This window comes from Mixta hanseatica (assembly GCF_023517775.1).
Lineage (GTDB): Bacteria > Pseudomonadota > Gammaproteobacteria > Enterobacterales > Enterobacteriaceae > Mixta > Mixta hanseatica.
Genome location: NZ_CP082904.1, coordinates 318,110 through 343,226, shown reverse-complemented (window position 1 = coordinate 343,226; position 25,117 = coordinate 318,110). Strand labels below are relative to the sequence as shown.

The following is a 25,117-nucleotide window of genomic DNA, read 5'->3' as shown; positions in this document are numbered from 1 at the left end:
TGTTTTACCCCTTCCGTTGGCACTGTTCATAGACATGGAGTTTGCCTTCCAGCTCAAACGCCATGCGCTGATTTACGGTCACAGTGCGGCTGTGTTCAGGATAAACGTTAAACTGCGTTTTCCACTTGCGTCCATCCACCACCAGATCGCGCAGTTCGCTACGCACATTACCGGTCGCGCTCAGCTCCCACTGATTATTTTTGCAGGCGATAGCGATCCCCTGCGTCTGCTTGCCGGAGGGCAGATAGCGCAGCAGTACGTCATAGCCGATGGCAAAACGCACTTTGCCCTTGTCGAGCGCCTGTTCTGGATAGCCAGGCCGGATACGTAAGCGATAGACGCGCTCCCGCTCGACCGGCTTTAACGGCATAATTCTCACCTTGCGCATTTCACCATAGGGAATGACCAACCGGGTCGGGGAGAAAACCAGCGTTGGATCTGCCGATCCCAACTCTTTAATGCGTTTTTCCTTGTTATCGCCGGGGTTAGGTACATGAAACAGTTCCAGCGTGACAAACTCATATTGTTGAGTATCCGTCGCTTTCTCTTCTCCATTCTCAACAGCACGAAACATCGATTTTACTGTGATGTAATTCTCCCGCGGCGTTTCCTCACTAATGGTTTTCACCACCGGAAATACCTCAATCGCCTGCGCCGTACCGCACGTCAGCATGCCGATTATCCCGAACCATACGCCTGCCCGCTTATTGAATTTCACACTGAGTCTCCCTGATTTGCATGATGCCCTGAGTCATCCTGACGTTGTTTTCTGACAGCAGGCAGAGGTAGCGCTGCCCTTCTTTTTTCACGGTCAATGACGTTAATCGCTCGCTGGTTTTCAGCGTAAAGTCGCCGACAAACAGCCCTTCCTCATCCGTGATGCTGTTGCCGCCGACTACTCTGGCATGCGCCAATGGCTGACCGGCATACAGCAGGCGTCCGGTTACGGTCTGGTTTTTCGTCGCCGCCAGCTTCAGGCGATATACCTGACCCGGCATTACCCACACGGACGGCGCCTGCGTCGAGAGGTGATAAAACGCGTCCGTTTTGCCGGTAAATACCTGCTCCGCCTGAGGGGCTATTTTTTGATAGGGCATGGTTGACAGCGTAGTGATTTCGCCGCCGCGGATCACTACCGGCTCGGTATTGCGGTTCCGTACGTCGAAATAGTGATCCGTCGGCAGTTCGCTGGCATCAACAATTAGCGCCGCATTGTTATCCATCCGCCCCCAGGCTACATCTCCCTCGCCCAGGGCGAAGCCGCTGCGTTGAGAGAAGTAAAGTTGCTGGTAAGAACGATTGCCGAAGGCGCGCGAGACGCCGATGGCGTGATAGCCAAGGCGGTTATCAACAACTATGCCCGCGCCGCCATGTTTCTCCTGGTTTGGACCCTGGCTGAGGCTGGCGGTAAGCGTGTATTTCCCGCCGCGATCGAAATTCGGATTGTCCAGATTGAGCGCGTAATCAGCGCCATAGCTATTTTTATCGCTGTTGTCGCCGTTAAGGCGCGCGCGTAAATAGAGGCTCTGATAATGGTTATAGCTGCGTTCGCGCATGCCTAACGTGAACTGTGCAAAGACCCGACTTTCGGTTGTGCCGTGCCAGGCGTTACGGCTAATAAATTCGTTAATGCCCTGATGAAAACCTAAATCTACCCGCAGATTAAGATCGCCCGGCAAAGAAAAATCACGGTTCAGGTTAATGTCCCAGCTTTCAAACCGGCTTCGCTGCTGACGGCCATACTCCTGCCAGAAACTGTTAAGCCCATAACTCAGGCCAAAGCCGACATTCCACGGTAGAAAACTGTTCACGCCAAACTGCAAATATTCAAAATCATAGGCAGGTATTACGCCGAAGCGACGGAAATCCTGCCGGTCACCGCGAAAATGATGATCGCGGTAGCTCAGATTCAGGCCAAGCCGGTAGAGGTTTTTCATCATGCCGACCTGGTAGCCGTTACTGCCGTCGTTACCATACAGCCCATCAATATACAAACGCTCGACGAACCAGCTGTTAACCGGAACATCTATGCTGGCGTGGCTATAGAAATCGGTATTGTCCATCATCAATCCGCCGCCCAGCGAGAAGGCAGAAGCTGTGGTATAACCCAACGAAGCGCCGGCGAAAGGATGATTACTGACGGCGTGCCAGCGCTGCGCCTTGCCGTGCTGCCTACGCGAAGCAAACTGCCCCTGACGCTGATCGTAGCGGCCCAGTTGCAGCAGATACTCCAGCTCCCCGGAACGGAAAATGCCATTGCGTTTAAAAAATGGCTGAACTTTCTCTTCCCGGCTGCCGTTGGCCAGGCGGGAAATCAGCAGCACATCATAGCCGCCGCTCGGCCAGCTACGCGTATCCAGATGTTGCAAACCGGCCGCGAATTGCTGCAGGTCAATTAATCGACCATTACGGTAAATTTCAACGCTCCCGGCCTGCGGTAAATAGACGGTTACCGGCGAGGCGGCGCCCGAGCCGGGAGTGAGATAGTTATCGGTCATATAGCCCAGCGAAACGCCATCAAAGCTCATCGGATTAAAAAAGCTGTAACTCATTGAGGGCGTACTGTCGATCAGGTTATCGCCCAGCCGCTGCCGCCCTGCTTTAAACCGGGTATGGCGGCTCTCCAGATAAAATGCCAGTTCATCAAGCGCAAAATCGATATCGGCGGCGTAGCTCCATGCGCCTTTCAGATAACTGTTGCCGGTGAAATTCAGCGTTTCGTTAGCCGCCAGGCTCAGGCTATTGCTGTAGTTGTCCGTCAGGTAGTTCAGGTTATGGCTGTGTACCAGCCCGGTTTGGTTGCGATAAGTAATATATTTACGCGCGTAGCCCGCCTCGCCGTTCAAAAACAGCGATGCCGGGAAAATCAGGCGCAACGAAGCATCCGATTCATTCAGGCTGACCACAATGTCCCTGTCGGCAAACCCCTGCTGCCCTACCCGTTTGAGCGGTACGGAGAGCTTTTGCCGCAGTGCCTGCGCGGATAACGTCAGCGGCGGCATATCCGCTGCGATAATCTGATCCACCAGCACGCCGGGAGTAAGCAGCACAACCTCTTGCCGGTCATACTCTACGGCCACCGAGCCAAGAGCGTTTTCGCCGTAAATAATCTCCACCACGCTGCTTTGCCTGGCGTAAAATATATCCTCAAATCCCGCCGGGAGCGGGATTGCGGCGGCGGGCAACGGCATTATTAAACCGCCCAGCACGGCCGTTATAATCGTGATATTCCAATTCATCATTCCCTGACTTTTTTAAATGACCGGCGTGATAATTAACGTAAACACATTGCTATAACGCCCTTTCGCGTAATGGCTGGCCAGATGTTCGGAAACGAAGCGCACTTTCGCGCCATTAAGAGGACTTTTCTGCGCTATATCGTCTAATACCGGCATGCGGAGATATTGCGTGGCAGTTTTTTGCTGCCCCCTAAAGATAAAATCGCCCTTAAGAAAAATAGAGGCGCTGCTGTTATCCGCTGACGACAGGAAAAAGTTATCTTCTGCGAAAACAATATCCGCCTGTCCGACATTGCCGACCAAATAAAAAAATGGCGAAGTTTGTTCGAAACGCCGGGAGTAGTCGTTAACAAACAGAGGGAAATTAATATTATTATCATTTAACGGCAGCCCATCATAATAAAGCACTACGCGGGCGACGGACCGCGCAGAAATATCCAGCTCGACCTGAGCCTGTTTAATACAGAGTGCGTTCTGACTCCAGAGCAGCAGCGCCGCGCTCAGCCCAATAAAATAATTATCAATCATCATAATTAATGGGGCCGCCTTCCAGCTGCCCCCAACCCGCATTAAGGGTAATTAAGGTTTAACCACGACGTTGGCATAAACCACACCGCTATATAAGCCCTGTCCCAGCGCATCATAGTTTTGATTAGAGACAAATTTAAACACTACCGGCAGTTCACCATGCGTGCCGTTTGCACCCAGTGTATATTCTCTGCTTTGGCCTGAGGTGGTGAACACCTGCGAACCGGCGCTGGTCAGGGTTGTGATCTGATAAGTCATTTCATCCAGCTTGCCGTTCTGCGTGCTGTAGAGCTTGAAAGGGGCGCCGGTCGCCGCCTGACTATCATCTAACGTCAGCAGAACTGTTAGCTTTTGCACATCGTTATTCCACAGCTTTAACGCCTGAGTTTCCGCTTCCATTTTTCCAGAGGCGGCCGGACGCAGCATAACGTCAATATCGGTAATTGGTCGGCCGCTGGGATCGGTGATTTTCGCGCTGTCCGGTACGTTGGCGCTTACGTTGAATTTAGTATCATAGCTGGCTGGCGTCGCCGCCAGCGCAGAGGCGGAGAGAACTAATCCGGCAAATGCAGATAAAATGAATTTAGTTTTCATTACAATTAAATCCTGACTTATAAGAAGTATGACAGGCTAACCGCAGAGCATAGCGACTCGTTAAGTTAGCGTCTTTAATACGCTCCGGCCTTTTCTAATAATGTATTCAGCGTGAAGTTAAAAAAGGCTGCACGGACAATAAACGTCACTGAGCGATAGTTAAACACTACTCACTTCGCCGTAAAAAATCTTGATCGCATTCTTTTTTACTCTTAGATTTTCTGGTTGCCGCGTAATGAGATTGCCGAATCGCGGCCGCTAATCCTTAACAATATTGTGTCCCACTTCTTCAAATATGGCGCGTTGTAAATCCCGCTCAAGCTCTTTAACGGTTCGCGGTAAATAAAAATTCTTTTCGCCGACGCAGGATTTCCAGTTATAGGTCGGCGCATAATTAATACCAATAAATGAGATTTTCCCGACGCCTCGTTGGTGGTCAGGACATTACGGATTTTATCGCACATCCCGGCCCTAATCAGACGCGGTGTGATATTAATATCCGCTGGATCGTCCGTGCCATCAGAAATAATCACCATGACTTTACGCGGCGCGGTGCCGGCCGCCAGGTAAGGCACGCCCAGTAATACCCCGGAACTTACCAGCGTTCCACCGCCTGCGGTCATCCCCTGAATTTGCCTGATTTGCGCCGCGCTGCTGGTTAAAGGAACGACCCATGACTGGCTTTTTCGCAGGCAGTAACTTGGATGGACATAGTTGAACGGTAAGGGAAACTGATTAACCTTTTGCGGAATTGCCGCAACGGTGGCAGAAATATCCACATATTGCTCAAATACCTTAGCGGGCAAAGTGAGCAGATCCAGGGGAACAGGACGATTAGCGACAAACGGGAAGTCACACACGTTACCATTTTTACTGCCCCAGCCGAAGGGAACAAACCCCACTTTATTGCCGATATTGTAGGAAAACAGCTCTTCGGAAAGCTGTAAGACGATACGCTTAAGCTCCACCAGCTTGGTTTGATAACCCAAACGAAAATTCATCGAGCCGGAAAAATCAACCACGAACATCACGTCCATATTGGAGCGCAGCTTACGTGCCGCACCGTTTTCACCTACGACGACCTCTTTAGCGAACCCCGGGAAAAACGAAGCGGGAAACCACGAGTCATACAGGGTGCGGCCGCTGACCCGATATTCAACATAGGTCAGCGCCGAGTTGCTGGCGACCACGCCGCTTTTTACCGTGACCTTTGGCGTAAATACCCGCTTTTCCTGCCGCATCCAGGCGCGAAAATAGTCGCTGGCCAGCGTATTATTACGCGTTGCGCCCGCGCCATTATCTTCTGCGGTCAACGCCAGCGCTGCCTGCTCCATCGCATCCGACAACCGGGCGCGCACGGTAATATAGCGCGAGCCTTCCAGCCCCAGCGCGGCCAGCGACATCAGTAAGCCTGACAACATAACAAAACTAATGGCGAAAGCGCCGCGCCGATCGGCGCCAAAGCGCTTTAACACCGCAAACAATTTTTGATGCCAAAACATAACTTTCCTTGTCAGCTAATCCTGTTCCTGGTCGGTTTCATCGCAGCATGACGATGGCAAAGGAAGAGAGTACCGTTTGCTGCTCGCGTGAGGTTAATCGGGTGAACCAGCTAATGTTCGGCAGACATACCGTAACCTGATACAACGGCACCCAGCGACCATAGCTTCCTCTGGGCGTCAGCTGCGTCAGCTGATTTAACGGCTGCGGCGGCTTACACTGCTCAGCGCTGCCGCTATGCCAGCTGCGATAGCGCTTCACCTGTTTACGCGTGTCGTTCAGGCGTAAAGGATCGGCAAAATGCAGCTCTTCCACCGTTAATTGCAGCCGGGAGAGATCGATATCGCTATGCATATCTTTTAGCATCCGCGCCGCCAGCCGGGCCGCCAGATCTACATCCTGCTGATTAAGCGTTTCGCGGGCGTCAAACAACTGAATACGTTCACGCAATACGCCCGCCACGGAATAGGAAACACGGTCCAGCTTGCCGATGGTTGCCTGACGCAGCATCAAATCAGATAGAAAAACGATAAAAAGGATCAGCATCAGGGAGATCAGCACAAATTCTACCGACACGGCAGCACGCCGATCAGTGTATAAATTTAGAACGTTCAAATTCCTGAACAAAAATCACCTCCCGGTTCAAAAAGTTATTGGCCCAGATATCAGGAAGCAGAAAAAACATCGGATGGTAGCGGTATTGCAGCTGATAGCGCGCCAGAGGTCGGGAACGATAATCGCCCGTACTGCCGCCGTGCTTGATCATGTCGTCAAGCGACGCGGCATAGGCGATATGGAGGGTGACGGCATCCTTCCGGGTAAGAAAAGCCCACAGGCTGCCGCCCTGCTCAAACAGCCTTTTTTCAAAGCGACGGCAGTAGTCGCCATTTTGACCTGCCGAGCTGTTTTTCGCCTCTTTAGCCGCCTCGGATACCGCCAGATCAATCACCGAAGAAACGTAGGCCAGCCGCGACATTTCTGCGACAAACAGTACCAACATTAAAAAAATCATTACCGTAAACGCAAATTCAACCGTCACCGCGCCGCGCTGGCAGGACAGCGATCCTGAACGCCATTTTCCTTGTTGCTTTGCCATCAGACTTTCTCCTTTACGTCAGGCGCAACCTGCGCCAGCGCATCGATCAATGCATCCGGCCGATCGGATAAATTCTCGCTTTCAATAATGTTGCGCGCGGAACGACGATCGCCCACCTTAACCAGCGACAGCACCAGATTATGCAGCAAGCGTGTCTGCTTTTTGCCGTACAGATACTGCGGCAGAAGCAGTTCCACCACGTGCTGGTAGCGTTGATCCAGCATAGCGATGGCCGCCAGATTATTCAGCGCGATCTCGTCGGCGATAAACAGCGCGCGCGCGTACTCGATGGCCCTCTGACCTTCCTCCCGCTTGCCGGAAAGCGCCAGCGCGATACCGCGCAGGTTCCATGCCTCAGCATCGTTCGGTTCGCGCAGCATCATGGCGTCCGTGACTTGCAGGGCCTGAGCATAATTCTCCAACGCAATCGCGTTTTTTGCCCGTAAAAGAGCTATCTGCCGGTCCGTTTTGTTATTGAGCGCCAGCAAAGTATTAAGCGATGTTTGATAATCCCCGACCTGGTAATAGTATTGCGCCAGCTTTAATCTGACCTGAGGATCTTCCTTATGCTTAAGCTGGTTACGATACAGCGCAATCAGGCCGCTGTGATTATTCGCCTTGAGTAAAATATCTTCCTGATAATGTTCCGCCTGATTATTTTTCAACGGCCCACCGGCGCATGCTGATAACAAGAACGCGCCGACGATCGGCAGGAAATATCGATTAAAAAAGCGCATTTTTCATTACCCTTAAAATGCCTGGCGCGGCAATTAACACCGTAATGGGGAACATAATAAAAATGATTAACGGCACGCTCATTTTGGCAGAAAGCTTGCCAATCCTTTCTTCTGCCTCCAGCAGCTGTAATTCCCGAATATCCTTTGATAATTCCATCAGGCTGTTATACAGCGAGGTGCCGTAATGCACGCTTTGTTGCAGCGTGGCGCAAAACATGCGGATTTCGGTAATGACTCCAACTTATTGATAGTGTTTTATGTTCAGATAATGCCCGATGACTTTGTCATGCAGCTCCACCGATTTTGAGAACGACAGCGACTTCCGTCCCAGCCGTGCCAGGTGCTGCCTCAGATTCAGGTTATGCCGCTCAATTCGCTGCGTATATCGCTTGCTGATTACGTGCAGCTTTCCCTTCAGGCGGGATTCATACAGCGGCCAGCCATCCGTCATCCATATCACCACGTCAAAGGGTGACAGCAGGCTCATAAGACGCCCCAGCGTCGCCATAGTGCGTTCACCGAATACGTGCGCAACAACCGTCTTCCGGAGCCTGTCATACGCGTAAAACAGCCAGCGCTGGCGCGATTTAGCCCCGACATAGCCCCACTGTTCGTCCATTTCCGCGCAGACGATGACGTCACTGCCCGGCTGTATGCGCGAGGTTACCGACTGCGGCCTGAGTTTTTTAAGTGACGTAAAATCGTGTTGAGGCCAACGCCCATAATGCGGGCAGTTGCCCGGCATCCAACGCCATTCATGGCCATATCAATGATTTTCTGGTGCGTACCGGGTTGAGAAGCGGTGTAAGTGAACTGCAGTTGCCATGTTTTACGGCAGTGAGAGCAGAGATAGCGCTGATGTCCGGCGGTGCTTTTGCCGTTACGCACCACCCCGTCAGTAGCTGAACAGGAGGGACAGCTGATAGAAACAGAAGCCACTGGAGCACCTCAAAAACACCATCATACACTAAATCAGTAAGTTGGCAGCATCACCTCCATGGTAATAATGCGCTCGCTGGGATCGATATATTTCGATAATGCATTCAATAGCGTGGTTTTCCCGGAGCCGGTGCCGCCGGAAATAATAATATTCAGCCGACAGCGGGCGGCGATAATCATAAAGTTAGCCATCTGACTGCTGATCGCCCCCAGCCGTACTAAATCCGCCAGTTCGAGATTGCTTTTGCCGAATTTACGAATAGAGATCGACGTGCCATCCAGCGTGATGGGCGGTATCGCCACATTAAGGCGGCTGCCGTCCGACAGGCGGGCATCAACCAGCGGCTGCCCTTCATCCAGCCGCCGCCCCACTCGCTGCACAAGACGTTTGGCGATATCGGTCAGCTGAGCGTTATTAATAAAGCGGCAGCCGGTCAGCTCCAGCTTGCCGAAGCGTTCGACATATATCTGGTTCGGTCCATTTACCAGGATATCGCTTACGGTAGCATCCTCCATTAGCGGACGCAGCGGCCCCAGCCCCATAAGCTCGTCCGTCATCATTTCCGCCATCAGGTGCCGCGATCGGCTATCCAAATAGATATCCTGCTGCTCGATAACGCTTTCCAGTAGCCGATTCATCTCTCGCAGCAGCTCGGCTCGATCGGCGATCAGATGTTCGACTTTGGCTATTTCAATGTTTTTCAGCACGCCGTCGCGTAGCGCTTCCTGTAGCTCAATGCTAATTTCCATTTAGCCCTCCTCTCTTTTTTCCGTCAGCCTTTGCAGCAGGGATTTTTCAGCCGGTGTCGATTCGCCTAATACTTTCTGCGTCAGCACGGCCATCGGCGAACGCTGACGCCGCAGCGAGGGGAAATAAGAGGAAGCCCGCGCGTTGTGGTAAGGGAAAATCACATCCAGCTGACGGCCCAACAACGCCTGTAGATCATCCAGGTTGAGCATATCGCTGGTGATCGGACGGCTGTCATTCAGGCACAGCAGAAAGCGCCGGGGCGTAGGATGTGAACGGTTGATCGCGTCGATGATCTCTGTCAGGCTGCATACTGTGCGCACTGACGACATAGAGCGATCCATTATCAAGATCAGGCAGGAGGTGCGTTCAACTATTTGACGCATCTGTTCTTTATCCGCCGCGTTGATCGACTCCTCAAACACCACGAAGTTATATTTTTCGAAGTTTTCATGCTCAAGCGACGGTAACGGCATTTCTTCCCAACTCATCGCGTCCAGGTGTTTATTGACCGCCACGGTATGACGGCTTACTTTTTTGCCAATCACCAGATCGAGATCGCGTGAGCCGGCTCGTCCCTGAATAAACAGGGTCGGCATCTGTCGCTGCTGCACCAGCCGATTGGCCAGTTTCCAGGCCAGCGTGGTATTACCTATCCCGCCTTTACAGCCCAGCACGCTAACGCTGACCGCCCGGCGCCGAACCTTAGCGGTAGCCCCGTTAGCAGCCGCCTGCATCATCTCGTCGCTTTGCGCGTTAAGATAAAAGTAAGCGATTCCATGGCGGGCGAATCTTTGGGCCAACGTGATCGAATCACTGTCGCCGGTTACGCAGCACCAGAGATTACGGGGCACCAGCGCCTGAATCGCCGGCACCATTTCCTCAACCTGCGTCCGATCGCCAATATCAATAATCAGGCCCCAGGCCCCGGGCGAGAGCGTTAAATTACGTACCTGCCCCAGCGCCTGCTGCACTTTTTCAATCTGATTAAATCCGGCCAGCCGCAATAGCTGACTGAGCTGCTCATTAACTGCTTCACGGGCAGAGAGCACGTAAAAAGTCATCTCTTTAAAAGAGGCTTTTTCTTCCTTGTGCGGGAATAACAGCATCTGCACCGTTCCTTAATCACTGTTTCTATGAAAATGGATAAGCGAGGAGTTGAGCATGCTATACAATGCGCATCCCTGCTCATCGTAAAGGTTGAAACGATAGTTTTGCGTGGCGTAACGACAAGGCGATGAGCCGCTCGCCGATGATTGGCGGTCTACCTGCGGCCCGGTATCCGGTTGATGGGCTGGTTGTTTAATCCGGACCTGCAGTCCAGTATCTGGCTGAGGGACCGCGCCGCTCTCCTGAATGAGCATGATTTGCTGCGCTGAAATGCCGCTGCGCATCAGTTGCTGTCGCAGCCGCCGCACGTCTGGAGAGCCGACCTCGTCAAACCATGCCAGCTGGATATAGCCGGAAAATTCAGGCCCCGCCTGCGCCACTATTTTTCCGGCAACCCGCTCTATTTCTGTGCGCTCCTGCAGGCTGAACGCCAACCGCTGCTCTTTCATTGCCGGCGGGTTGTTTGCCGCCTGTGCAGCCAGCGGCAACAGCGCCCCCAAACAACAAAGCCTTATTAACAGACAACGCGGCCTCTTCATTTAATGAATCCTCCCTGTTCAATAAACTGCTGTGCCAACTGACGCGATTGCTGATTATCGATAGCGTCAAAGTTAAGAAAGCGGGCCCAGGTCGAGGTGCGCTGAAAATCCGGCATGACTATCTTATCGCTGCCGATCGGCTTCACCAGGTTAACGGTCGCCACCACCATCAGCTCGCCGCGCGTACGCTCGGTTTTCGCATTACGGAATAGCGCGCCTAAAATGGGCACGTCGCCAATAAAGGGCAGACGGGAAAGCTCTTCACGCTCGTTGTTGCTGATCAGGCCGCCCAGCAGAAAACTTTCGCCATCGGCCAGTTCTACCGTGGTACGCGCCCGGCGCGTTTGAAAAGTAGGAAAACTTTGCCCGGCGCTGGTGTTATAGGTGCTATTAATGCTGCTGACCTCTTCACCCAGCGTAAGGCGAATGCGTTTATTGCTGTTTACCCGTGCGCCGATATTGAGCTTGATACCGAAATCTTTGTACTGCACACTGGTGCCGTTGTTAGAAGAGGAGATCACCGGCACCTCGCCGCCCACCAGGAATTCCGCCGTCTCGCCGGAAATAACCGACAGGTTGGGCTCAGCTAACACGCGCGCCACGGAATCATTGCTAATGGCGTGAACCAGACTGTTCAGCGTATCAGCGTTGAATTTCACAAAGTGAAAGGAGCCAGGCAGGCCGCCAGCGTTACCCCAGTCAATTCCCACATTATCGGTAAAGGATTTTGTCACCTCTACTACGGAAAGCCTGACGTTGACCTGATTAGTGACCGGCAGCTGCAGCTGATTGATTACGTTCTGATAGCTCACCTCATTCAGCCAGCTGATGCCGTTCTGCTGGCTACCACCGCCATCGACGCTGCCTGGGTCCGCTACCGATTTATTGATCATCGTCTGGCTGGCGCCAAGTCCCTCGCCCACTATCTGATAAATTCTTTCACGATCTTCTTCGTTAGCGACGGTGCCGCTAATCACATAGCTTTTGCCCAGCTTCACAATCGATACCTGACTGTCCGGCACCAGTTGGGAAACCTGTTTATGCACTGCGCTCAGTAGCGGATCGATAACCAGCGTGACCTTAACCAGTTGATTGCCGCTGTTATCAAACGCCAGCAGATCGGCGCGCCCCGCAGCTTTGGCGTACACCATGACGCTGTGCTCACCGATAAGTTCGTAATCCGCCACCTTGGCTGAGGAAATAAATACCGTGCCGATCTCATCCTGTATCTTGACGACGTGGGTTTCGCCCGGCTCCATGTAGATCTCCTGCGCCCGGCAGTAAAAGGCCAGCAATAGCCCGACAGCCGCCAGCAATAACCGTACAGCGGTGTGTTTCCCTGAAAGAAAGCGGGGCAGGTGTGCAGAGTAATTCACTGGTCACCTCTTAATTGTTTTACAGCGCGGAACTGTTTTAGAACCTCATTCATGCTGAGTTTTTTATCGCCTTCTTTCTCGCTATCCGTAGGGAATAAGAGTATCTCTCCAGCCTTTTCCGCAACGCGTAGGTCAGCAAGCTGCTCCCGGCTGGCGCGCAAAACAATGCTGCCGACCGTTTCATCATGCTCATAACCGCTCTTTTCACCCTGATATTTATCTTTTTTGATCTCAATAATGCTTAAGGGACCGCAAATACGGCTAATAGCATAGTTTAAGTTAGCGCTATTCGGCGCGGCGCTCGTTTCCGACAGGGATCCCGTGTTAATAATCTGCCCTTTTTCATTTTCAATCAGGCGGATATAAAGCGTGACTTCATCGCCAACGGCTAAGCTGGTTAGCAGGCTTTCATCTTGCGCCCTGACCCGATAGCTGTAAGGCATCTCATTTTCTTTTAAACTGTGTAAGACAAATGTTTGACTGCCCGGCGCTTCCACCCTATCCGGCAGGATCGCACTGTTGGCGGGCAAATGGTTAAGAACCAGATATCCGTTAAGATTATTTGTGCCTAATAAAGATATATCGCGAATATCCTGACTTGCTTCATCAATTTCAAGGGTTCTTATTTGATAATCTCCGGAATTTAAAATTTGGTGTGGTTTAATCTCTCTTAGCGTTTCGGCTATTGCTATCACTTTTTTTGTTCCTCCGTGATAAACGGCCGGCACGTTATCATCCGTAACGGGCTCTTTTTTTTGCATAACGATGCCGGTAATTCCGACAGCAATAACGAACAATGACAGGAAAAAAAGCATTTTGTGATTCATTCAATCATCCTAATCAAATTATCAGGCATCATGATAACAAGGAAGAAGAAAAATAAAGGCTAAAGAAATAGCCACCCCGTAGGGCACTCCATGTTCACGGATCTGGCGTCGAAAAAAAACAGACTAAATATCACTATTGCACCGCCAATAAAGGCGGTAAGCAATAAAAAATCAGTAAACATCTTTTCAGGTGTAAAAAGAGCCAGCAGCGCCATCAGCTTGACATCGCCGCCGCCAATAGTGTTAATCGCGAAAAGAAGGAAGCCGGTAATAAAGAGGGTTGCAGCTGCAAAAAAATTAAGCTGCCAGTGAGCCGAAAATAATAACGAAAGCAGGGAGAGAAACAGGCAAAACAGACTGCGATGGGCGATCACTCTTAACAGGATGTCCTGCCAGGATATATATAACAGCACAAGCGTTATGATTATAAAATTAACATCGAACAGCCAAAGCATGTTTGTATCTCTTATAGCCGATGACAGAAAAGATAAAAACTGCGAGAATACCGTTAAATATTCTCGCAGTGAGATTAACTGTGAAAAATTATGAGGCTGTTGTCTTGCTGCTGGTGACGCTGCTAATCGCCTGGGAAATTTTATTAAACGTCTCTTTCAGCGCCCCGAGGAAACCGGAGTTCTGGTTACCCAGCACCACGGCCAGCAGCGTTGCCATCGCCACGGCAATTAGCGCGTATTCAATGGCGGTCACCCCACGTCGATCCTTACCAAACTCAGCTATACGAAGACGGGTCATTACGTAGCATTTAATAATTAAATTGTTCATCTGTTTTCCATAACAAAATTTAGAGGGTATTGTCTTTCACCAGCCTGCCGGCGGGAGACGCAGCAATTAAAGCGTCAGATCTGGCTGAAGTCCTCAACGACTCCCTGTTATTTCTCAAAAACTATCAAACAGAAACAGGTATCGTTACTTTAAAAAAAACAGGTAAATAATGGCTACAACTAAAGTTGTAAGCCAGCATACCGCCAGTACCGCTAAAATAGTGATAAGCAGTTTCCAGCGCCTGCTGTGAAACCATTCATTCTGTGTGATGCTGTTATCCTTTTTTTGCGCCGTGACACTATCCAACTTTAATTCATTATGTATCTTAAGTGGCAGTAGCGGTAGGTCATGATCTCCCTCTACCGATTGCGCATTGCCCATTTCAATGTTCAGGTCAGGATCGACTTTTACTTTTACCACCTTACCCATATATTTTACGCCCTTGCGTGGGATGGTTTTGATTAGCGAACCGGATAAACCCACCAGGTCAAAAGCTTTGCGCAACATGTAAATTTGCCCATAATAGCTGCTGTCGCTTACTGAGCCACGTTGTTCATACCATACCTGATTAATGATCTTCTGCTTATCCGTCTCGCCATTCAGGAGCAGTAATAAGAAGCGATAGCTATTCTCTGAAAGGCTAATAACCGTACCTGAAGGATTGATAATACATCTTTTCCCTGGCAAAAATTGTATGTCGTCATTTAGAATAAAACTGAGTTCGTCACTGTCCATGACGTTATTACAGAACCCATCCATTTGTCTCAAGCTCCAGCAATCTTTTATTATTAACGCTATAATATTACGTTATGTCTCTCTATCAGGACACCGCTGTCATCACGTTGTATATGATTATATAATTTCCCGTCCAGTACAACCTTCAACCCTCATTGGTAAATAAATCACACTAATCCTCATTTTAATTAATTAACAGAAATAAATGGTGTTGCAGATAGTCAATGCACGTTGCTCTGGATCTGATTATCTCTTAAAAAGCCCTATTGGATATCACTATTTCTTTTCAGGCCAGCAAGCTAAATACCTTTTCAACTAATCTAAAATAAATTAACCTGGGCAATCACGGTGCTGTTTAAGGGAAGGACGCGGAACGTAGGGAATGCGGTGGGGATAACGCTAACGGATAAGATTTTAGCAAGGGGAAAAGCCAGCCCGACGCTAAAACGCCAGGCGGCCTAAGGTTACGCTACAGTCGGATAGGTGAAATGTGCCAAATCTCGTCAGCATATTCCTGAATGGTACGGTCTGAAGAGAAATAGCCCATATTGGCAATATTCAGCGCCGCGCGCCGCTGCCACTCTTCCGGCTGGCGATACAGTTCATCTACTTTATCCTGCGTATCCACATAGCTACGATAGTCAGCCAGCAGCTGGTAATGGTCGCCCAGGCCAATCAGAGAATCGTAGATATTGTGATAGCGCCCCGGCTCTTGCGGGCTGAACACGCCGGTAGCGATTTGGGTTAACGCCTGGCGCAGCTCTTCATCCTCTTCATAATACTGGCGCGGGTTATACCCTGCGCGCCGCAGCTTCTCCACCTGATCGGCGGTGTTGCCGAAGATAAAGATGTTCTCTTTGCCCACATGTTCGAGCATTTCAACATTGGCGCCGTCCAGCGTGCCGATAGTTAACGCGCCGTTAACGGCAAATTTCATATTGCTGGTGCCCGACGCTTCGGTACCGGCCAGCGAAATTTGCTCGGAGAGGTCAGCGGCCGGAATAATGATCTGCGCCAGGCTCACGCTGTAGTTGGGAATAAAGACCACCTTCAGCTTATTTTTCACCTGTGGATCGTTATTTATTACCTGCGCGACATCGTTAATCAGATGAATTATATGCTTCGCCATATAGTAGGCGGAGGCCGCTTTACCGGCGAAGATATTCACACGCGGCACCCAGTTCGCGTTCGGATCGGCCTTGATGCGGTTATAGCGCGTAATCACATGCAGCACATTCATCAGCTGGCGCTTATATTCATGGATGCGCTTAATCTGTACATCGAACAGCGCGTTAGGATCGAGCACGATATCCATGTTTTTCGCCACCCAGGCCGCCAAACGCTTTTTATTCTGCAGCTTGGCATCGGCGATCTTTTCAATAAAGGCGGGGAAATCGATTTGCGGCTTGATCTCTTCCAGCTGGCTAAGATCGGTGCGCCAGTGGCGTCCAATGCTCTCGTCCAATACCTCAGAAAGCGCCGGGTTAGCCAGCGCCAGCCAGCGGCGTGGGGTGATGCCGTTGGTTTTGTTACAGAAGCGCCCCGGGAACAGACGGGCAAAGTCGGCAAACAGCGACTGCACCATCAGATTAGAGTGCAGCTCTGATACGCCATTCACCTTGTGACTGACCACCACCGCCAGCCAGGCCATACGCACCTGACGCCCGTTGTTCTCATCAATGATCGAAATACGCGACAGCAGCTCCCACTCGTCCGGATAGTGATCCTGGATAGTACGCAGGAAGTAATCGTTAATTTCAAAGATGATCTGTAGATGGCGCGGCAGGATCTTGCCGATCATATCCACCGACCAGGTTTCCAGCGCCTCGCTCATTAAAGTGTGGTTGGTATAAGAGAAAACCTGACACACTACTTCAAACGCGTCGTCCCAGTTGAACTTATGCTCGTCAATCAGCAAGCGCATCAGCTCCGGGATCGCCAGCACCGGATGGGTATCGTTCAGGTGGATGGCGATCTTATCCGCGAGATTATCGAAAGTTTGGTGCATCTCCCAGTGACGGTTAAGAATGTCTTGCACCGTCGCCGACACGAGGAAATATTCCTGACGCAGACGCAGCTCGCGACCGGAATAGGTAGAGTCATCCGGATAGAGCACGCGCGATACGTTTTCTGAATGGTTTTTATCTTCTACCGCAGCAAAGTAGTCGCCCTGGTTAAATTTCCCCAGGTTGATTTCATTACTGGCCTGCGCGCTCCACAGCCGTAGCGTGTTAGTGGCGTCGGTATCAAAGCCGGGAATAATTTGGTCATAGGCCATAGCCAGCACTTCTTCGGTTTCCAGCCAGCGCACCTTCGCGCCTTCATGCTGTAAACGACCGCCAAAACGCACTTTATAACGGGTGTTATAACGCTGAAATTCCCACGGATTGCCATACTCCAGCCAGTAATCTGGCGACTCAGCCTGACGTCCGTCCACGATGTTCTGCTTAAACATGCCGTAATCGTAACGGATGCCATAGCCGTGTCCCGGCAAACCCAGCGTCGCCAGCGAATCAAGGAAACAGGCGGCCAGACGCCCTAAGCCCCCGTTACCCAGCCCCGGATCGTTCTCTTCTTCGATCAGCTCTTCCAGATCCAGCCCCATCTCCTCCAGCGCGGTGCTGAGATCTTCATAGATCCCCATCGCCAGCAGCGCATTGGAGAGGGTACGGCCCATCAGGAATTCCATCGACAGGTAATAAACCTGACGTACATCCTGCGAAAGCTGAGCGCGACTGGAGCGCAACCAGCGCTCCACCATACGATCGCGGACCGCCAGCAGCGAGGCGTTCAACCATTCGTGCTTGTTGGCGGCGGATGGATCTTTACCCAGCGTGAACATCAGCTTATAGGCAATAGAGTGCTTTAACGCTTCGACCGTTAGCGTAGGTGAGGCATAGGTAAAAGGTGCGTTCATAGCAAGTATCCCAAATCAGGTTACAACAACCGTTGATAAAGATCCCGGTAGGCCTGTGCAGCCACCTGCCAGCTAAAGTCCATCGCCATCGCCTGACGCTGAACGTAGCGCCACAAAGAAGGACGAGACCACAACACAAACGAACGCCGGATGGCGCGCAGCAGCGACCAGGCGTTGCTGTCTTCAAAGCTGAAGCCGCTGGCGATACCGTCCGCCAGGTTCTCCAGCGAGCTATCATTGACCGTATCCGCCAGCCCGCCGGTACGCCGAACCAACGGCAGCGTGCCGTACTTCAGGCCGTAAAGCTGCGTCAGGCCGCAAGGCTCAAAGCGGCTCGGCACCATAATCACATCCGCTCCGCCCATGATGCGGTGAGAGAAAGCTTCGTGATAACCAATCTGTACCCCGACGCTGCCGGGATTTTCCGCCGCCGCCGCCAGGAAGCCCTGCTGCAATACCGCATCGCCCGCGCCCAGCAACACCAGCTGACCGCCCTGCTCCAGCAGGCTCGGCAACGCCTCCAGCACCAGATCCAGCCCTTTCTGTTTAGTCAGACGACTTACCACCGCAAACACCGGCACGCTGTCATCTACCTTCAGGCCCATCGCAATCTGCAACTGACGTTTGTTTTCCGCCTTGGCATCCAGCGTATCGCGGTTGTAACGTGCGTTAAGCAGCAGGTCATGCGCCGGATCCCAGATCAGCGGATCGACGCCGTTCAGGATGCCGCTCAGCCGCCCTTCGCGCATCCGCTCCGCCAGTAGCGCCTCCATGCCGTTACCATATTCCGGCAGGGTGATCTCACGCGCATAGGTCGGGCTAACTGCCGTAATATGATCGGCAAAGAACAGCCCCGCCTTGAGATAAGAGATTTGCCCGTAGAACTCCAGGCCATGCATATCGAAAAACGACGGCGGCAGCTGAATTTCATCCATATGATGCGCGTAAAACAGCCCCTGATACGCCAGGTTATGCACGGTAAATACCGATTTTGCCGGCCGTCCGCGCGCCGCCAGATAGGCGCAGGTTAAACCGGCGTGCCAGTCATGGGCATGCACAATATCCGGACGCCAGTTGGTATCCAGTCCACAGGCCATTTCACATCCCATCCAGCCGAGCAGCGCAAAGCGCAGATAGTTGTCTGGATAAGCGAACTGGTTTTCATCGTGATAAGGGCTGCCGGGCCGATCGTACAGTTCCTCAGCTTCAATCAGATAAATGCCAACCCCATTAAAATGTCCAAAGTGCAGCCTGACCGGGCCTGCGAAAGTTTGCAGCTCAGCGACGACTTCCGTGTCGGTTATTCCTTTACGCAGATCCGGAAACGCCGGGAGTAAAACGCGCGTGTCCGTTCCATCTGCAATCTGTGCTGCCGGTAATGCCCCCACCACATCAGCTAACCCGCCGGTTTTTAACAGCGGGAAAAGTTCTGAACAGACATGTAAAACCTGCATTCTCGGCTCCTTTAACGGAAATCTGGCGCGATCCTCGCGCAGATTGCGTGTGTTACTGTTTTGTCGGTCAGGCGGAAGTGTCGGCCAGCCTGGCCAGCATTTCGCGCGTTACCAGCACGATACCCTCTTCGGAACGGTAAAAACGGCGGCTGTCTTCGTCAGGGTTTTCGCCGATTACCATGCCTTCTGGAATAACGCAGGCGCGGTCGATAACGCAGCGGCGCAGACGACAAGAGCGTCCAACCACTACGTCAGGCAGCAGCACTGCAGAATCAATATTGCAAAACGAGTTCACGCGTACGCGTGAGAACAACACGGACTGCACCACCACCGAACCGGAGATGATGCAGCCGCCGGAAACCAGCGAGTTCATGGTCATACCATGACTGCCGGAGCGATCCTGCACAAATTTAGCCGGTGGCAGAGGTTCCATGTAGGTGTGAATTGGCCATTCATGATCATACATATCCAGCTCCGGCGTGACCGAGGCCAGGTCGAGGTTGGCGCGCCAGTATGCTTCCAGCGTGCCGACATCGCGCCAGTAGGGCACCGCGTCGTCATCGCTTTGCACGCAGGAAATGTTAAAGGAGTGCGCCAGTGCTTCGCCGCTGGCAACGATTTTCGGCAGCAGATCTTTACCAAAATCGTGGCTGGATCCCGGGATCTCCAGGTCTTCTTCCAGCAACTGATACAGGTAATCAGCGTTAAACACGTAGATGCCCATGCTGGCCAGCGCTTTGGTGTCATCGCCCGGCATGGAGGGCGGCTGCGCCGGTTTTTCTACAAAATCCACCACGCGGTTTTTATCATTGACCGCCATCACGCCGAACGCCGTCGCCTCATGCAGCGGCACCGGCAAACAGGCAATGGTGCAGCGCGCATCGTTATCGACATGATCCAGCAGCATGCGCGAGTAATCCATTTTATAGATATGGTCGCCCGCCAGGATGACGATATATTGCGCATCGTAGCGACGAATAATATCCAGATTCTGGGTTACCGCATCGGCGGTGCCGCGATACCAGTGCTCAGTGCTGAAGCGCTGCTGCGCCGGCAGCAGATCGACAAACTCATTCATCTCTTCATTGAAGAATGACCAGCCGCGTTGGATATGCTGCACCAGCGAGTGGGACTGATACTGCGTGATCACCCCGATGCGCCGAATGCCGGAGTTAATACAGTTCGACAGAGCAAAATCGATAATGCGAAATTTGCCGCCAAAATGCACCGCAGGTTTAGCGCGCGTCGCGGTCAGATCTCTTAGGCGCGTGCCGCGTCCGCCTGCAAGAATGAGGGCCACAGTTTGCGTTGGCAGTTGTCTCGCCAGCATCAGGTGTTCGGTACGTTCTAACTTGACCATGTCTGACTCCTTATACTTGCTTTTGGAACACACACGCGCCGTGCGCAGGCCCATGCCAGACAGTCGACGGGACAGGATTATCTTCCCCGGCAAAAGGAGGAACCGCGCGCCATTCTCCGTCTGGTAGAGATATTTCGCTCACGTCTTGCGTGGCATTAATCGTGATCAACCAGCGTCCTGAAAGCAGGATTTGCAGTTTATGCTCCCCCTGCTCCCACTGTTGCGCATTCAGCGGCTCGCCCTGGCTATTCAGCCACTGAACGTTCCCGTCACCTTCCGTCCACCAGCGATCCTGTGTCAGCGCGGGGATCTGCTGACGCAGATGGATCAGCGCGGCGGTAAAGGCGTACAGCCCTTCATCCTGGTTTTCCCAGTCAAACCAGGTCAGTTCGTTATCCTGACAATACGCATTGTTGTTGCCGTGCTGCGTATGTCCGTGTTCATCGCCGGCCAGCAGCATCGGCGTGCCCTGCGCCAGCAGTAGTGAAGTCAGTAACGCGTGCGCGCTGCGGCGGCGGCGCTCCAGCACGTTAAGCGAGACCGTTAATCCTTCGCTGCCGTGATTGTGGCTAAAGTTACCGTTGTGCCCGTCGCGGTTATCTTCGCCGTTGGCCTCATTGCGTTTACGCGTGAAGCTCAGCAAATCGCGCAGGGTAAAGCCGTCGTGTGCGGCGATCAGATTCACCGTAGCGGAAGGCAGCCGGTCGTCATGCTGGAAGGTGTCGCTGGAAGCGGCGAAGCGGCGTGCAAAGTCGCCGTTGGTTAATTCGCCCAGCAGCCAGTAGCGGCGCATATCGTCACGGAAGCGATCGTTCCAGTCCGCAAACGGCGACGGAAAGCGGCCCACCTGATAGCCGTGCGGTCCGATATCCCACGGTTCGGCAATCAGCTTGACTTGCGAAAGAATCGGGCAGGCTTTAAGCGCCGCAAGGAAAGGCGCATCGGCACGAAAATCGGGCGTTCTTCCCAGCACCACGGCCAAATCGAAACGAAAACCATCGACATGGCACACCGTCACCCAGTAACGCAAACAGTCAAGCGCCCAATTCATCACCTGAGGATGGCTAAGATTGAGCGTGTTACCGCAGCCGGTCCAGTTGTGATAATGCCCGTCATCGGTTAACCAATAGTAGCTGGCGTTATCAATGCCGCGCATCGACAGCGTCGGACCGATCTCTTCCAGCTCGGCGGTATGGTTAAGCACCATATCCAGCACCACTTCGATACCCGCCGCGTGCAGCGCTTTTACCGCCTGCTGGAACTCCTGCAGCGCGCTGCGACCGCCCTCGCCGGAAGCGTAGCGCGGTTCAACCGACCAGAGCGCATAAGGGTTATAGCCCCAATAGTTACGCAGCCCCAGCTGTTGCAGACGCGGTTCATCGGCAAACTGCGCCACCGGCTGCAGTTCCAGCGTAGTCACGCCCAGCTGTTTGAGATAATTGACAATAACAGGATGCCCCAGCGCAGCGTAAGTACCGCGCTGCGTTTCCGGAATTTCCGGATGCCGCCGGGTTAATCCACGCACGTGCGCTTCATAGATCACCGTATTGCCCCAGGGTACGCGCGGCGCGGCGTCATCGCCCCAGTTAAAGTTTTCCGCAACCACCACGCTTTTCGGCGCAGTCGCCGCATTATCCTGCTCATCGCGCTGCCATTCGCCGCCGTTAAACAGCGAGCTATCCGCCACCTCGCCTTCGACGGCGCGCGCGCAGGGATCGACTAACAGCTTAGCCGGATTAAAGCGATGCCCCTGTTCCGGCGCCCAGGGACCATGCACCCGATAGCCGTAGCGCTGGCCCGGTTTAAGATCCGGTACGTAGCCGTACCAGATGTTGTCGGTGCGAGACGGCAGGTCATAGCGTACTTCCTGCCCTTTCTCATCGAACAGGCAGAGCTCCACGCGCTGGGCATGTTGAGAAAACAGCGTGAAGTTAACCCCGTTACCATCCCAGGTTGCGCCAGGAGGAGCAGGATTACCCGTACGCAAATGACTCATTCCGCCTCCCGCTCCCGAATCAACCAAATCGTGGCCAGCGGCGGCAAGGTCAGCATCAGCGAATGTTCACGGTTATGGCTGGGTAACGGATCGCTCCACACCACGTCACCGTTGCCGGTATTGCTACCGTGGTAATGCACGGAGTCGGTATTGATGATTTCGCGCCAGCCGCCCGGCTGATTGATGCCGAAGCGATAGTTGTAGCGTGGAACCGGCGTAAAGTTGCTGGCGACAATAATTTCATTACCGTCACGATCGCGGCGCGCAAAGATAAAGACCGAATTCTCGTAGTCATCCACTACCAGCCATTCAAAGCCGCTGCCGTCGAAATCACACTGGTGCATCGGCGCATGGTGCCGGTAAGTCAGGTTAAGGTCGCGCACCAGGCGCTGTACGCCGTTGTGCCAGTTGTCCTCGCCTTCCAACAGGTGCCAGTCGAGGCTGCTATCATGATTCCACTCGCGGCCCTGCGCGAACTCGCCGCCCATAAACAGCAGTTTTTTACCGGGGAAGGCCCACATCCAGCCGTAGTAGGCGCGCAGATTGGCGAATTTCTGCCAGGCGTCGCCCGGCATACGATCGAGGATCGAACGCTTACCGTGCACCACTTCATCGTGCGAAAGCGGCAGCACGAAGTTTTCGGTGTAGTTGTACAGCATGCCGAAGGTCATCAGATGGTGATGGTGACTGCGATAGATCGGATCGAGCTTCATGTAATCCAGCGTGTCGTGCATCCAGCCGAGGTTCCACTTATACCAGAAACCCAGTCCGCCGGTTTCCGGCGGCCGCGATACGCCATGAAAATCGGTTGATTCTTCAGCAATAGTGACCGCGCCGGGAGCAGTATTGCCCAGCATACGGTTGGTGTAACGGATGAAATCAATGGCTTCCAGATTTTCACGTCCGCCAAAGTGGTTCGGTACCCATTCGCCCTGCGGACGGCTGTAGTCACGGTAGATCATCGAAGCCACCGCATCCACGCGCAGGCTATCAATGCCAAAGCGCTCTACCCAGTAAAGCGCGTTACCGGCCAGATAGTTACTGACTTCACGGCGACCGTAGTTATAGATCAGCGTGTTCCAGTCCTGATGAAACCCTTCGCGCGGGTCTTCATGCTCATACAACGCGGTACCGTCAAACTGTGCGAGGCCGAAATCATCGGAAGGGAAATGGCCGGGCACCCAGTCCAGGATCACGTTCAGCCCGGCGGCGTGCGCGGCGGCGACAAAATGGCGGAACTCATCGCGCGTGCCGAAACGCCGGGTCGGCGCATACATTCCCACCGGCTGATAACCCCAGCTGCCATCAAACGGATGCTCGTTAATCGGCATCAGTTCGATATGGGTAAAGCCCATCTCTTTCACATAGGGGATCAGCTGCTCTTCCAGCTCTTTGTAGCTCAGCCAGAAGTTATTGTCGGTATGCCGACGCCATGAGCCGAGATGAACCTCATAGATAGAAATCGGCGCGTCAAACGCGTTCGCCGCCTTGCGGTTTTCACGCATGGCGACCTTTTCCGGCAGCCCGCAGATCACCGACGCGCTGTCAGGCCGCATTTGTGATTCAAAGGCAAACGGGTCTGATTTCAGACGCAGTTGCCCTTTATTATCAATTATTTCGTATTTGTAGAGCTGTCCGGTACGTGCCGCGGGCACAAACAGTTCCCAGACACCGATTTCACGACGAAAGCGCATCGGATGGCGACGTCCATCCCAATAGTTAAAATCGCCCACCACCGAGACGCGGCGCGCGTTAGGCGCCCAAACGGAGAAGCGGGTACCGCTGATGCCGTCAATCACATCAGCATGCGCGCCCAGCGTTTCATATGGGCGCAGGTGGGTGCCTTCGGCCAGCAGCCAGCTATCCAGCTCCTGTAGCAGCGGGCCGAAACGATAGGCATCGTCAATCAGGTTCTGCTCGCCATGCCAGGTCACGGCAAGCTGATAGCGGAACGGATTTTTACGACGTGGAATGACCCCGTTAAAAAAGCCGCGTGAATCGAGACACTTCAGCTGAGCGCATTTACGCCCGGTGCTGGTTTCGATCACCCAGACTTCAGAGGCATCAGGCAGTAGCGCCCGCACCTCAAGTCCGTTACTGGTCTGATGCATTCCCAACAGTGAAAACGGGTCAGCGTAGTGACCTTCAATAATCGCATTGATCGCCTGGCGATCCGGGAGCTCTGACATGACTTTCTTCCTGTGATGTATGGTAGCCGAAACGTGACGTATAAGGACGTTAGCCTGACTACTCTTCAATGAGCCATGCGCACGCCGACAGAGCCGCACCTTTCCATGGAAAAAGCGTTGCCGCGCGCATCAACTTTTAATATTCAAAGCAGAAAAACAAAAACAGTCTTGCTAAGCATAGACAAGGCCAACCATAAGCCTGCGAACTTTGCATAAAATAATTAGCACAAAGCTTAAAAAGAGGATACGGATCACCTGGCGGTTAATTTTACGCCAGCCTGATGAAAAGATTGGGAAAGGAAGAAACGGGGGGAATTTCAGGTATGTCCTTCATGACTGAGAAGAAAGCCCATTCCGAGCTTAAAGAGACTGATAACGCAATGCGCCGCTGCTGCTGTCCGCGCCGAGCATGGCGTGAGAGTACGGTTCTGCCTGACTAGCGCGCCCTCC

Annotated in this window: 22 protein-coding genes and 1 pseudogene; all 23 read right to left on the bottom strand. The window is 52.8% G+C overall.

The genetic code is table 11. The annotated features are described in order from the left end of the window. Nucleotides 1-4 precede the first annotated feature (4 nt). The gene (locus tag K6958_RS01545; RefSeq protein ID WP_249893048.1) at nucleotides 5-718 is read right to left on the bottom strand and encodes a hypothetical protein; all 714 of its coding nucleotides are present in this window, start codon (nucleotides 716-718) and stop codon (nucleotides 5-7) included. Continuing rightward, on the bottom strand, nucleotides 705-3,242 hold the full coding sequence (locus K6958_RS01540) for a TcfC E-set like domain-containing protein (RefSeq protein WP_249893047.1): 2,538 nt from the start codon (nucleotides 3,240-3,242) through the stop codon (nucleotides 705-707). The genes K6958_RS01545 and K6958_RS01540 overlap by 14 nt, the downstream gene beginning before the upstream one ends. A gap of 12 nt (nucleotides 3,243-3,254) precedes the next feature. Beyond that, a complete protein-coding gene (locus K6958_RS01535; RefSeq protein ID WP_249893046.1) occupies nucleotides 3,255-3,770 on the bottom strand; it encodes a hypothetical protein in 516 nt (171 codons plus the stop codon). Between the two features lie 48 nt (nucleotides 3,771-3,818). After that, entirely contained in the window at nucleotides 3,819-4,361 is a 543-nt protein-coding gene (locus K6958_RS01530) for a hypothetical protein (RefSeq protein WP_249893045.1), read from the bottom strand. Between the two features lie 212 nt (nucleotides 4,362-4,573). Continuing rightward, nucleotides 4,574-5,863 (bottom strand): TadE/TadG family type IV pilus assembly protein, encoded by a 1,290-nt coding sequence (locus K6958_RS01525; RefSeq protein ID WP_249893044.1) that lies wholly within the window; start codon nucleotides 5,861-5,863, stop codon nucleotides 4,574-4,576. A 37-nt stretch (nucleotides 5,864-5,900) separates the two neighbouring features. Then, nucleotides 5,901-6,437, bottom strand: a complete 537-nt coding sequence (gene tadF, locus K6958_RS01520; protein ID WP_249893043.1) for a tight adherence pilus pseudopilin TadF — start codon at nucleotides 6,435-6,437, stop codon at nucleotides 5,901-5,903. A 13-nt stretch (nucleotides 6,438-6,450) separates the two neighbouring features. Next, entirely contained in the window at nucleotides 6,451-6,957 is a 507-nt protein-coding gene (locus K6958_RS01515) for a TadE/TadG family type IV pilus assembly protein (RefSeq protein ID WP_249893042.1), read from the bottom strand. Next, nucleotides 6,957-7,622: a tetratricopeptide repeat protein gene (locus K6958_RS01510; protein ID WP_249893041.1), complete on the bottom strand. Its 666-nt coding sequence runs from the start codon at nucleotides 7,620-7,622 to the stop codon at nucleotides 6,957-6,959. The genes K6958_RS01515 and K6958_RS01510 overlap by 1 nt, the downstream gene beginning before the upstream one ends. 58 nt (nucleotides 7,623-7,680) lie before the next feature. After that, entirely contained in the window at nucleotides 7,681-7,911 is a 231-nt protein-coding gene (locus tag K6958_RS01505; protein WP_249893040.1) for a type II secretion system F family protein, read from the bottom strand. A gap of 24 nt (nucleotides 7,912-7,935) precedes the next feature. Beyond that, a protein-coding gene (locus tag K6958_RS01500) for an IS1-like element IS1A family transposase (RefSeq protein ID WP_103215986.1) occupies nucleotides 7,936-8,633 on the bottom strand; the annotation gives its coding sequence in 2 pieces (ribosomal slippage) (nucleotides 7,936-8,384 and nucleotides 8,384-8,633; 699 coding nt in all). 54 nt (nucleotides 8,634-8,687) lie between these two features. Further along, nucleotides 8,688-9,383 (bottom strand): annotated as a pseudogene (locus K6958_RS01495) (TadA family conjugal transfer-associated ATPase); the annotation flags it as partial. Further along, on the bottom strand, nucleotides 9,384-10,490 hold the full coding sequence (locus K6958_RS01490; protein WP_249893038.1) for a CpaE/TadZ family protein: 1,107 nt from the start codon (nucleotides 10,488-10,490) through the stop codon (nucleotides 9,384-9,386). 12 nt (nucleotides 10,491-10,502) lie between these two features. Then, on the bottom strand, nucleotides 10,503-10,940 hold the full coding sequence (locus tag K6958_RS01485) for a hypothetical protein (protein WP_249893037.1): 438 nt from the start codon (nucleotides 10,938-10,940) through the stop codon (nucleotides 10,503-10,505). 86 nt (nucleotides 10,941-11,026) lie between these two features. After that, nucleotides 11,027-12,406, bottom strand: coding sequence for a type II and III secretion system protein family protein (locus K6958_RS01480; RefSeq protein WP_249893036.1), 1,380 nt, complete (start codon nucleotides 12,404-12,406; stop codon nucleotides 11,027-11,029). Then, a complete protein-coding gene (locus tag K6958_RS01475; protein WP_249893035.1) occupies nucleotides 12,403-13,233 on the bottom strand; it encodes a DUF11 domain-containing protein in 831 nt (276 codons plus the stop codon). The genes K6958_RS01480 and K6958_RS01475 overlap by 4 nt, the downstream gene beginning before the upstream one ends. Before the next feature lie 59 nt (nucleotides 13,234-13,292). Next, nucleotides 13,293-13,607, bottom strand: coding sequence for a prepilin peptidase (locus K6958_RS01470; protein WP_249893034.1), 315 nt, complete (start codon nucleotides 13,605-13,607; stop codon nucleotides 13,293-13,295). A 169-nt stretch (nucleotides 13,608-13,776) separates the two neighbouring features. After that, a complete protein-coding gene (locus tag K6958_RS01465) occupies nucleotides 13,777-14,016 on the bottom strand; it encodes a Flp family type IVb pilin (RefSeq protein WP_249893033.1) in 240 nt (79 codons plus the stop codon). A 144-nt stretch (nucleotides 14,017-14,160) separates the two neighbouring features. Beyond that, nucleotides 14,161-14,775, bottom strand: a complete 615-nt coding sequence (locus K6958_RS01460) for a winged helix-turn-helix domain-containing protein (RefSeq protein WP_249893032.1) — start codon at nucleotides 14,773-14,775, stop codon at nucleotides 14,161-14,163. A 445-nt stretch (nucleotides 14,776-15,220) separates the two neighbouring features. Further along, nucleotides 15,221-17,668 carry a glycogen phosphorylase gene (glgP, locus tag K6958_RS01455; protein ID WP_249893031.1) on the bottom strand — a complete coding sequence of 816 codons (2,448 nt, stop codon included), beginning with the start codon at nucleotides 17,666-17,668 and terminating at the stop codon, nucleotides 15,221-15,223. 20 nt (nucleotides 17,669-17,688) lie between these two features. Further along, the gene (glgA, locus tag K6958_RS01450) at nucleotides 17,689-19,122 is read right to left on the bottom strand and encodes a glycogen synthase GlgA (protein WP_249893030.1); all 1,434 of its coding nucleotides are present in this window, start codon (nucleotides 19,120-19,122) and stop codon (nucleotides 17,689-17,691) included. A gap of 67 nt (nucleotides 19,123-19,189) precedes the next feature. Next, on the bottom strand, nucleotides 19,190-20,482 hold the full coding sequence (glgC, locus tag K6958_RS01445; RefSeq protein WP_249893029.1) for a glucose-1-phosphate adenylyltransferase: 1,293 nt from the start codon (nucleotides 20,480-20,482) through the stop codon (nucleotides 19,190-19,192). Nucleotides 20,483-20,492: 10 nt separating this feature from the next. Beyond that, entirely contained in the window at nucleotides 20,493-22,478 is a 1,986-nt protein-coding gene (gene glgX, locus K6958_RS01440) for a glycogen debranching protein GlgX (RefSeq protein ID WP_249893028.1), read from the bottom strand. Beyond that, complete coding sequence (gene glgB, locus K6958_RS01435) at nucleotides 22,475-24,667, bottom strand: 1,4-alpha-glucan branching enzyme (RefSeq protein ID WP_249893027.1); 2,193 nt, start codon at nucleotides 24,665-24,667, stop codon at nucleotides 22,475-22,477. The genes glgX and glgB overlap by 4 nt, the downstream gene beginning before the upstream one ends. Between the last annotated feature and the right edge of the window lie 450 nt (nucleotides 24,668-25,117).

What these genes read in the sequence shown, in the direction of transcription:
- K6958_RS01490 (WP_249893038.1), bottom strand. Translation starts at nt 10,490, where the DNA reads ATGCTGTTATTCCCGCACAAGGAAGAAAAAGCCTCTTTTAAAGAGATG.
- K6958_RS01535 (WP_249893046.1), bottom strand. Translation starts at nt 3,770, where the DNA reads ATGATGATTGATAATTATTTTATTGGGCTGAGCGCGGCGCTGCTGCTC.
- K6958_RS01465 (WP_249893033.1), bottom strand. Translation starts at nt 14,016, where the DNA reads ATGAACAATTTAATTATTAAATGCTACGTAATGACCCGTCTTCGTATA.
- glgA (WP_249893030.1), bottom strand. Translation starts at nt 19,122, where the DNA reads ATGCAGGTTTTACATGTCTGTTCAGAACTTTTCCCGCTGTTAAAAACC.
- glgP (WP_249893031.1), bottom strand. Translation starts at nt 17,668, where the DNA reads ATGAACGCACCTTTTACCTATGCCTCACCTACGCTAACGGTCGAAGCG.
- glgC (WP_249893029.1), bottom strand. Translation starts at nt 20,482, where the DNA reads ATGGTCAAGTTAGAACGTACCGAACACCTGATGCTGGCGAGACAACTG.
- glgB (WP_249893027.1), bottom strand. Translation starts at nt 24,667, where the DNA reads ATGTCAGAGCTCCCGGATCGCCAGGCGATCAATGCGATTATTGAAGGT.
- K6958_RS01505 (WP_249893040.1), bottom strand. Translation starts at nt 7,911, where the DNA reads ATGTTTTGCGCCACGCTGCAACAAAGCGTGCATTACGGCACCTCGCTG.
- K6958_RS01525 (WP_249893044.1), bottom strand. Translation starts at nt 5,863, where the DNA reads ATGTTTTGGCATCAAAAATTGTTTGCGGTGTTAAAGCGCTTTGGCGCC.
- K6958_RS01475 (WP_249893035.1), bottom strand. Translation starts at nt 13,233, where the DNA reads ATGAATCACAAAATGCTTTTTTTCCTGTCATTGTTCGTTATTGCTGTC.
- K6958_RS01515 (WP_249893042.1), bottom strand. Translation starts at nt 6,957, where the DNA reads ATGGCAAAGCAACAAGGAAAATGGCGTTCAGGATCGCTGTCCTGCCAG.
- K6958_RS01485 (WP_249893037.1), bottom strand. Translation starts at nt 10,940, where the DNA reads ATGAAAGAGCAGCGGTTGGCGTTCAGCCTGCAGGAGCGCACAGAAATA.
- K6958_RS01530 (WP_249893045.1), bottom strand. Translation starts at nt 4,361, where the DNA reads ATGAAAACTAAATTCATTTTATCTGCATTTGCCGGATTAGTTCTCTCC.
- K6958_RS01540 (WP_249893047.1), bottom strand. Translation starts at nt 3,242, where the DNA reads ATGATGAATTGGAATATCACGATTATAACGGCCGTGCTGGGCGGTTTA.
- glgX (WP_249893028.1), bottom strand. Translation starts at nt 22,478, where the DNA reads ATGAGTCATTTGCGTACGGGTAATCCTGCTCCTCCTGGCGCAACCTGG.
- K6958_RS01460 (WP_249893032.1), bottom strand. Translation starts at nt 14,775, where the DNA reads ATGGATGGGTTCTGTAATAACGTCATGGACAGTGACGAACTCAGTTTT.